Source organism: Leptospira adleri (genome assembly GCF_002811985.1).
Classification (GTDB): Bacteria; Spirochaetota; Leptospiria; order Leptospirales; family Leptospiraceae; genus Leptospira; species Leptospira adleri.
Genome location: NZ_NPDU01000114.1, coordinates 1 through 9,627, shown reverse-complemented (window position 1 = coordinate 9,627; position 9,627 = coordinate 1). Strand labels below are relative to the sequence as shown.

Below are 9,627 nucleotides of genomic sequence, written 5' to 3'. Positions count from 1 at the left end.
ATTAGTTATTTTTGTTGATGTTGACCAAAGGAAAGATAGTTACAAGTAAAATGCGGTCGCATCGCCTAACTTCGGCTTCTCGCGGCGCTTCGAGATTGCTCCGCAACTCTCGCTTGGCCTTCGGCACATTTGCTTTGTCACTCGACTTGCAAGACGTTCGCTAAGGCTCACTCAAGTCTCGCGCCAATTCTTCCGCGTGCTTAGGCACGCTTCAGAACCGCAAACGTCGAGAAGCCTATTTCGTTAGGCGACATCTTGAATAATGATACAAATCCAGAAAATTAGCTCATTACCAGAAGTTATAAACTATTTCAGTCCAGTATCTGATTGGTTAAAAAAATTTGGATATGGACTTGAACATTATATTCAAGGACACAATGGTTGGATATATAGAGGTCAACGGGATAACACTTGGGGATTAATTCCAAAGGCGTTTAGAGACGGTGAACTAAATAAATTTATTAGATGGTATCAAGAAAAAGATTCATTGTTTCCTCAACACGCGCAGGCGAATCGTTTGGTTGCTGAATTTGGCGCAATGAAGAATTATCTGGAAATCTGTGACCGGAATGGTTTAGAAGTTAATTTAACTTATGAATTGCGTAAGGAATTTAACAAATTCATCGATGAAATAAACGATGCTATAAAAAATAAAAAGGAATTCATATTTCCGATTCATTTTGCGGAAGTTTTTACCTTAGCTCAACACCACGGCGTTCCCACTAGATTTCTAGATTGGACATTTGATCCGCTTAACGCACTTTTTCTTTCGGCATTTGATTATTATAATAATGTGACTTTATTAGGGAAATCAAAGGAAACTGATGAAATATCCGTTTTCGCATTTAAGTCGGATGACGTTTTTCAACATTCGGATATCACAGATGAGCTTCAATTAGTACCTGCTTCATACTCATATAATACATATTTAAAGAACCAAGCTGGGATTTTTACCGTTGATTTGAAGCAACATCAAAAAGCCGAAGATGAAATTGATCAAATCAAAACAATTGAAAGGATGTGGAATAGTCGATCTTATAATAATCACTCATTACCTTTGCTAAGATTTGATATTCCAGGCGCACATGTAAAGGGGCTATTAAAAATAATGTATAGTTCCGGATACTCATTAACTAAATTAATGCCAATTCATGATAATGCTTCGAGGGATGCGGCGATATTTCGAGATCTTTTCGGTTAATACAAGACGTCGCCTAACTTCGGCTTCTCGCGGCGCTTCGAGATCGCTTCGCAACTCTTGCTTGGCCTTCGGCACATTTGCTTTGTCACTCGGTTTGTGATCGCTCACTAAGGTTCGCTCAAACCTCGTTCCAATCCTTTCGCGCGTTTAGCGCGCTCCAGGACCGCAAACGTCGAGAAGCCTATTTCGTTAGACGGCATTTCGTGGGTTTTCTTTTATTTAAGTAAAAATTCAATTTATTTGGTTGACATTGTCAATTTAATAAATATAATGAAGTTGGATGGAGAAAAAGATATGCCATTATTCTTTAAAATTAGTTAAAAAACTGATTTCAGAGAATAAATATATAATTACGCGAAATGCACAAAAAACTGCTTTTGAGCGTTTTGGGTTTTCTGAAGAAGAGATTCTAAAAGAAATAATTGAATTAGAATCAATGTATTTTTATAAATCCATGACTTCTCACAATGATCATAGGCTTTGGCAGGATGTTTATAAAAAAGAAATTATTAATATTAAAGCATATATCAAAATTCAAATCGTAAATCAAAACACGGTTATTATTTCATTCAAAGGAGCTGAGGATTTATGAAGGATAAAAAATGGATTAATTGCCCTTCCTGTGGCGCTGAAGAAAGTATGATTTTCAAATCTGACGTTACAGAAAATTATTCAGTTAAGGATTATGGTTCGATTAAAATTACTGGGTTAGACGGATATTTTTGTAAAGTGTGTAAGGATGGAATCTTTACAAGAAGATCACAGAACCACATTAATTCTGCTATTGCTGAATTCAAGGCTAAGAAAGATGCAGAAGTCACCGTTGCTGCAGATTTAATAAGCGTTGATCAAATGGCAAAACGATTGAAATTAAGTAGACAGTCGATTCATAAAATGATGAACGATGGTAAAATAAGGTACGTATTCGTTGGTGATATTCGTTTACCCCTTAAAAAACAAAGTTTAGCCCATAAATAGAGAATGGATAAACGTCTACGAAACGCCGTCTAACTTCGGCTTCTCGCGGCGCTTCGGGATTGTTTCACAACCCTCGCTTGGCCTTCGGCACATTTGCTTTGTCACTCGGTTTGCGAGACGCTCACTAAGGTTCGCTCAAACCTCGCGCCAATTCTTTCGCACGCTTAAGCGTGCTGCAGAACCGCAAACGTCGAGAAGCCTATTTCGTTATGCGACAGGGCCGAAAATTTAATGTATGAGCCAAAGACATCATTTTGTTCCAAAAATTTTAATTAATGGCTTCTTGGATCCAGCTTCCATCGATGAATTAGGTAGAAATCCGTTCACTTGGATTTATGAAAAAGAGAAAAAAGTTAGTAAGAAAAAATCTCCAGATAATATTTTATGGGAAAGAAATTTATATACGCAATATGATGAAAGAAACAACGAAAATCATTCATTAGAACAATTCTTTTCGCAAAAATTAGAATATCCATTTGCTCAATTTAAAAAAGATCATGAAAATAGTCTTTTAAGTATGGATCGATCCGCATTAGAAAAAAGCAATTTTAGTCATCTAAGGATGTTCTTTGTAGCTTTTATTTTTTGGCACTGGAAAAGATCATTTAAATTTATTAGTCGAGTTAAAGAATCTTATAAACAAGAGTTACTTAAAAATGACGGAGCCGAAATTTTAGTTGATTATATTGATTCAAAGGCAATGCAAAACGATATTTTAGATACTTTAATAAATATCGGTAATCTATATGAAAATCAGAATGCGATGCGAATTCTTGCGAAGCGGAATATCATTTTCACAGTGATAACAAACGAAAAGTCATCATTTATTAACTCAGATAACCCAGTTTTAAGGACAAACGCTACAGGGCCAAATGGATTTAGTTATCCAAGCACAGAAGTATCGATGCCATTAACCTCTAAAATTGCTATTTCATTGATTGGAGAAAATCAAAAGATCCAATTTCGAGCGTTGCACGACAGAAAAGAAATTAGAAGAATTAATCAATCATTCGCGATGAATGCAGATAAATATATTTTTGGTAGAAATAAAGAATTAATCGATAGTTTGTCAAAGTATATAGGAGAGGGCGGCCCCATCGCATAACTTCGTCTCCTCGCTCCGTTCGAGATCGCTCATGCGACTCTCACTCCGGCTTCGCACATTTGCTTTGTCACTTCGGTTCGCGAGACGTTCGCTAAGGCTCACTCGAACCTCGTGCCAATTCTTTCGCGCGTTTGGCGCGCTGCAGAACCGCAAACGTCGAGGAGACTCTTTCGTTATGCGAAATGCATGAGGTTCTATGCAACGAGATCAAGAATTTATAAATGCAATTATAAAGAATAATTTCAAAAAGAAATTATACCATTACACAACAAACGAAGGATTGTTGGGCATTGCTAAAAATAAAAACCTACATTTAACTGAATATCAATTTCTAAATGATAAGGATGAAATTGCCTATGGAAGTTCTGTCGCACGACAAGAGACAATGAATTCATTAATTGAGTTATATGATTTAGCCATTGCTGAGAAAGATTACAATAGGAAAGACATACCGTTTCTTAAAAAAATTTTGGAACGATTGAAACAAAATGAAGATAATGCAAAATTAGGCAAAATATTTATAACATGCTTTAGTGAAAGCGGTGATAGCTTGAGCCAATGGAAAGGATACTCCAATTTCGGAGAAGGATTTTCAATAGGCTTTAATATGGAAAAATTAATTGATGAGAATAATGATAATTTAGTATTTTCTAGAGTTATATATAGGAAAAAGGAACAATATTCTATAATAAAAAAATTTTTAAAGTTATTTGTTCATTTATCAAAGGATGAGATCAATTCCGAGAAATTAATTTTTCATAGTGCAAGATTGCTATTTATTATTTCCTGCTTTTTCAAGTCAGCCGCTTTTTCAGAAGAAAAAGAATGGAGGCTTTTGTATTTTAACGATTTTTTAGAAAAAAGTAATTTGGACTGTAAACCTGGGCGATTTGGGATTCACTTATTTTATAATTACTGGTTTGATATTGAATCAGTAACTGAGGTTTTCATAGGCCCTAAGTATGAATTTGTTGAAAACTATATCTCATTGAAATTATTGCTAAATGATAAGATAAAAATAAAAAGACCAATCATTAGAATTAAATAATATTTCAGATTATGCACTTCGCCTAACTTCGGCTTCTCGCGGCGCTTCGAGATCGCTCCGCGACTCTCGCTTGGCCTTCGGCACATTTGCTTTGTCACTCGGCTTGCGAGACGCGACTAAGGTTCGCTCAAACCTCGCGCCAATTCTTCCGCGCGTTTAGCGCGCTCCAGAACCGCAAACGTCGAGAAGCCTATTTCGTTATCTGCAATGCCGCGCCCCTCATTAAGACGCCAGCCATCCTTGGCTGGCTTTAAAACATTATTCGTTATAAATTTTGCTAACAGCCTGATCAAATTTCAGAATAAGTATAAAGTTTAAAATGGATTTTATAATTCATGAAAATTGTGTAAGAAAATGATAAAACCAAATTGGGAAATATTCAAAGTAAAATTTAGTGAAAACCCGCAAAATAACTTTGAATGGTTTTGTTATTTACTATTTTGTAAAGAGTTTAACAGGCCTTTCGGTATATTTCGTTATAAAAATCAGGCGGCCATAGAGACTGATCCTATTGAAATAGATGATAACCTAATAGGTTGGCAGGCAAAGTTTTATGATTCTTCTCTTTCAAATCATAACGATGAAATCCTAAACACTATTGATAAAGTAAAAAGGGATTATCCAAATATTAATAAATTGATATTTTATACTAATCAAGAATGGGGGCAAAACAAAGGCAACAAACCACAAGGGTTCTTAAATGTTGAAGAAAGAGGGGCCAGCTTGTCGATTTCTATAGAATGGAGGACGGCAAGTTATTTCGAGTCTGAATTCGTTTCCATTAAAAATGAAGTAATCGCCAAACATTTTTTTACTTTAGAAAAAAGTGCATATTCATTAATTGAAAATATATCAAAACACTCTAAAAATATACTGAATGAAATTCAAACTTTCGTTTCCTTAAACAACAATAATTATGAAATCAATAGAAGCCAGCAATTAGATAAATTAAAAAATAGCTCAAGTCAGGTTCTAATATTAAGTGGTGCCGGAGGTGTCGGAAAAACATCTCTTATTAAAAAATTATATAAACAGATAGATGAACAAATACCATTTTATATATTTAAAGCTACTGAATTTGAGCTAAGAAATGTAAATGACTTATTTCCTAATATAGGTTTGAATGATTTCATAAAAGCACATGAGGACGTTTTAAATAAAATTATTGTAGTAGATTCATCCGAAAAATTATTAGATTTGAATAATTCAGATCCTTTTAAAGAATTTTTATCGGTTCTTCTTCGCGAGCAATGGAAAATCATATTTACTACAAGAATAAGTTATTTAGAAGATTTAAACTATCAATTCTTTGAAGTTTATAAGATTGTCCCAGAAAATATTACCGTAAGCAATTTAGAATTAACAGAATTGCAATCTATTGCAAAAGAGCTTTCATTTATTTTGCCGAAAGATGAAAAAATCTTAGATTTAATAAAAACTCCCTTTTATTTAAGCGAGTATCTTAAATATCACAATACAAGAGAAGAAATTGAGTACAATGAATTTAAAGTTAAGCTGTGGAATAAAAACATAAAAAAATCGAAGCCGGAAAGAGAACTATGTTTTTTAAAGATTGCATTCGAAAAAGCAAAAAACGGTCAATTTTATATTAATTCAAATTATGAATCAACAGTCCTAATGAATGAATTAGTTGAAGATGGAATACTGGCTTACGAGGCTGCAAATTATTTTATTACGCACGATATATATGAGGAATGGGCATTAGAAAAAATTATAGAAAGTGAGTTTGTTAGAAAAGAAGGAACCAAAAATTTTTTTAATAGCATAGGGCAATCTCTTCCGATTCGCAGATCTTTTAGAAGCTGGTTATCAGAAAAACTTTCATTTGAAAACGAAGATATTAAGAAGTTCATTGTAGATGCAATTGAAAACCAGAAAGTTGAATCGCATTGGAAGGATGAGATCTTTGTTTCAGTTTTGCTTTCAAGCTATGCAGATTTGTTTTTTGAATTTTTTAAAAAAGAGTTATTATTGGAAGACCAAAAACTTTTAAAAAGAATTATTTTTATTCTAAGACTGGCTTGTAAAGATATTGATGATGTTTCTTTAAGTCAATTGGGCCATAGGGACCTCAATATTTTTTCGTTAAATTTTGTATTAACAAAGCCTAAGGGTCAAGGTTGGGAAAGTGTTATTAAATTTCTTTTTAAGAATATAGAAATAATTGGAATTAGCAATATTACCTATTTTTTACCAATAATATATGATTGGAATTATAACGTTAGAATGGGTGAAACAACGCGAGCTGCGGCTTTGATAGCTTTAGAGCATTATCAATGGGCCTTTCATGTGAATCACTATTTTTCTAATGACGGTGAGCAAGAGCAAATCTTGAAAACTATACTTTATGGTTCCTCAGAAATTAAAAACGAGCTTTTGAATATATTTGAAGAAGTAATTAAAAATAAATGGATTAAACATAGAGATCCATATTATGAATTATCAAAAATGATTTTGAATAAACTTGAAGGGGTTCTGATTGTTAAAATATCTCCTGCAAGTGTATTAGGCTTAGCGAATATATTTTGGACTCATGTTCCAAAGAAAAATCCTCGTTATTATCATTCTGGTGAAATAGAACAATTCTTTGGTTTGGATGTGAGACATTCCGAATATCACCCTGCAAGCGCGTTTCAGACTCCGACATATTGGCTTCTTCAATATTCATTCAAAGAAACAATAGATTTTATTCTGCAATTTACGAATCGATCGATTGATTATTATGCAAATTCAGACTTTGATAGCTCTGTTCAGAAGGTTGAAGTTATCGTAGGAGAAACGAAAAAAGAGCAATTTATTAGCCATTGCCTTTGGAATATGTACAGAGGTACGGGTTCTCCAGTTAGTCCTTATTTACTTCAATCCTTGCATATGGCTTTGGAAAAATATTTATTAGAGATAGGGGAGGTTTTAAATGCAGAAACATTAGAAATTTGGTTGATTTATCTTCTCAGAAATTCTATTTCCGCTTCTATTTCTGCAATTGTAACTAGTGTTGTTTTGGCGTACCCGGAAAAAACATTCGATGTAGCTAAAATCCTTTTTCAAACTAAAGAATTTATTATTCAAGATACGAGCAGATTTATATCTGATCAACGTGCAAGATCTTTATATTCTATTGGAACAAATATCGGTAGAAATGTTACTAAATTCTTTGACGACGAACGAATAGCTACCTGCGATGACAAACATCGTAAATGGAGATTAGAAGATATTTTTTTACGTTATCAATTATTTAAAAATGAAGCAACAAGTGATGAAGAAGGAGATCGGAGACGTAAAATATTATGGGAAATATTAGATAACTATTACAAAAAACTACCAAAAAAGAATAAGGAAAGCGACTCGGATAAAATATGGCGTCTATTTTTGGCACGGATGGATCGTAGAAACATGGGAATAGAGGCGAAGGTAGTAGACGGTAATGTAGCAATTCTGTTTCAACCTAATTTGGAGTCTGATTTGCAGGAGTATAGCAATCAATCCGCATCAAAAAACTCCGAGCATTTGAAATATATTTCTTTGAGATTATGGGCGGAACTTAAATTTAATAATGATAAAGATTATATGAAATATGAGGAATATGAAAAAGATCCTCATGCCGCACTTCATAAAATTAAAGAGATCTTGGATAAACTAAAATCGAATAAACCTGCATCCCCCTATAAGTTAGAGTATTTGGAAGAAGAAAATTTTTCTCTTATGAATCATGCAACTCCTACATATGTAGCCGTAATTTTAATTAAACATAGTTTTAATGAACTTTCTCAGGAAGACAAAAACTTTTGCAAAGATATTATACTTGAAGCTATGCGTTTTTCACTTAGCCCTGACTATCTTTATCAAATATCTGACGGAGTAGAGGCGGCGATTTCAGCTCTTCCCAATTTGTTTGAAATTTTCCCAGATGAAATTGAGTCTATTAAAATTGTTTTATTGTTATCGCTATTTAATGAATCTCCTATTGGCGGCCTATTTGCAAGAGGGAATTTTAGCATCTTTTCCATTAATGCAATTAATCGATTATGGGAAAAACATTTTGAGGATGCAGAGTCTTTCTTGTATGGATATTTATTGTTAAAACCAAGATATAATGAATTAAAAAAAGGAATCCATCTAGGAAATTATGTCGAGGCAAAAGATAGAGTCAGGAAACAGTTTATTCAAGAGAATCAGGCTGAATTAGAAAATTTTTTAACTAATAAAATATCAATAAAAAATTTAGAGGATATTGAGAAGTTAAATTTGCGGACATTGAAGATTGCATTCCAACTTATTCCCTACCACGTTGACAAGGAAGGTCAAAAAGTAATCGCTACAAAAATTATTTCTACATTTGCTAGAGAATTGCTTCTTGAAGAAGATAATGAAAATAGAATTGATTACAATATTAAATACGAATTTCTGAATGCATATGCTTACTTTGTTTTAAATTCAGATATATCTGAAATTCAGAATTATTTGCAACCTTTTTTAGATAGCTTTATTGCTTCAGAGATTATTGCGGATTTATTTCGGGAATTTATCTTAGTTGAAGATAAATTGAGTACAAATGATAAGTTTTGGTTTATCTGGAATATGTTTAAAGAAAAGGTTATTGCTATTTGTAAGAAAGGTATGCAATCAAATGCAAAAAAAATTGTAAAAGCATACCTTTTCGCCGAGGTCGATTGGAAGGATACTACTAAAGAATGGGATTCCTTAAAAGATAAGGATAAAAGATTTTTTAAGGAAATTTCTGAAAGAATTGGTTATTTACCGTCTGTTTTATATTCTATTTCAAAATTATTAAATACTATCGGGGCACCCTTTATAGATGATGGCATAGTATGGATTTCGAGTATTATTGAGAAGAATGAAGATAATCTTAACAAGAAACTCGAAAGTAATACTATTTATTATATTGAGAATATCTGTAGAAAATATGCTTTCAATAATCGTGAGAAAATTAAAAGAACAAAAGAGCTAAAATTGAAACTTATTATCATATTGAATTTTTTAATCGAAAAGGGTTCAGCTATTGGATATATGTTGCGGGAAAGTATTGCGTAGAAAAATTTATGGAATGTTTTTTATTTGTCACGGTTCTTGCATCGCTAACCGGCAAGAGCCGCGCCACCCGAACGCGTTGCGATCGGGGCGCTGGATAGACGATTTACGTTTCCTTCTTGTTGCCCTCGTTAAGATAACGTCCAAAATATTTCGCAGATTTAAGAATGAATGAGAAGGCTCTCCTTGCCGATTGAGTTTGTAACGATCAAATTCAAAAAAAGG

At 33.3% G+C, this 9,627-nt stretch carries 6 protein-coding genes; all 6 read left to right on the top strand.

The window, feature by feature from the left end; all coding sequences use genetic code 11:
- Positions 1-262 precede the first annotated feature (262 nt).
- Positions 263-1,201, top strand: a complete 939-nt coding sequence (locus CH376_RS22965; protein WP_100788511.1) for an FRG domain-containing protein — start codon at positions 263-265, stop codon at positions 1,199-1,201.
- Positions 1,202-1,481: 280 nt separating this feature from the next.
- Entirely contained in the window at positions 1,482-1,793 is a 312-nt protein-coding gene (locus CH376_RS22960) for a type II toxin-antitoxin system MqsR family toxin (RefSeq protein WP_100788510.1), read from the top strand.
- Complete coding sequence (locus CH376_RS22955; RefSeq protein ID WP_100788509.1) at positions 1,790-2,179, top strand: type II toxin-antitoxin system MqsA family antitoxin; 390 nt, start codon at positions 1,790-1,792, stop codon at positions 2,177-2,179. Before CH376_RS22960 ends, CH376_RS22955 begins: the two co-directional genes overlap by 4 nt.
- A gap of 235 nt (positions 2,180-2,414) precedes the next feature.
- Complete coding sequence (locus CH376_RS22950) at positions 2,415-3,284, top strand: DUF4238 domain-containing protein (protein WP_100788508.1); 870 nt, start codon at positions 2,415-2,417, stop codon at positions 3,282-3,284.
- A gap of 196 nt (positions 3,285-3,480) precedes the next feature.
- Positions 3,481-4,332 carry a DUF2971 domain-containing protein gene (locus CH376_RS22945; protein ID WP_100788506.1) on the top strand — a complete coding sequence of 284 codons (852 nt, stop codon included), beginning with the start codon at positions 3,481-3,483 and terminating at the stop codon, positions 4,330-4,332.
- 354 nt (positions 4,333-4,686) lie between these two features.
- A complete protein-coding gene (gene avs4 / locus CH376_RS22940; protein ID WP_100788505.1) occupies positions 4,687-9,405 on the top strand; it encodes an AVAST type 4 anti-phage nuclease Avs4 in 4,719 nt (1,572 codons plus the stop codon).
- The last annotated feature ends 222 nt before the right edge of the window (positions 9,406-9,627 follow it).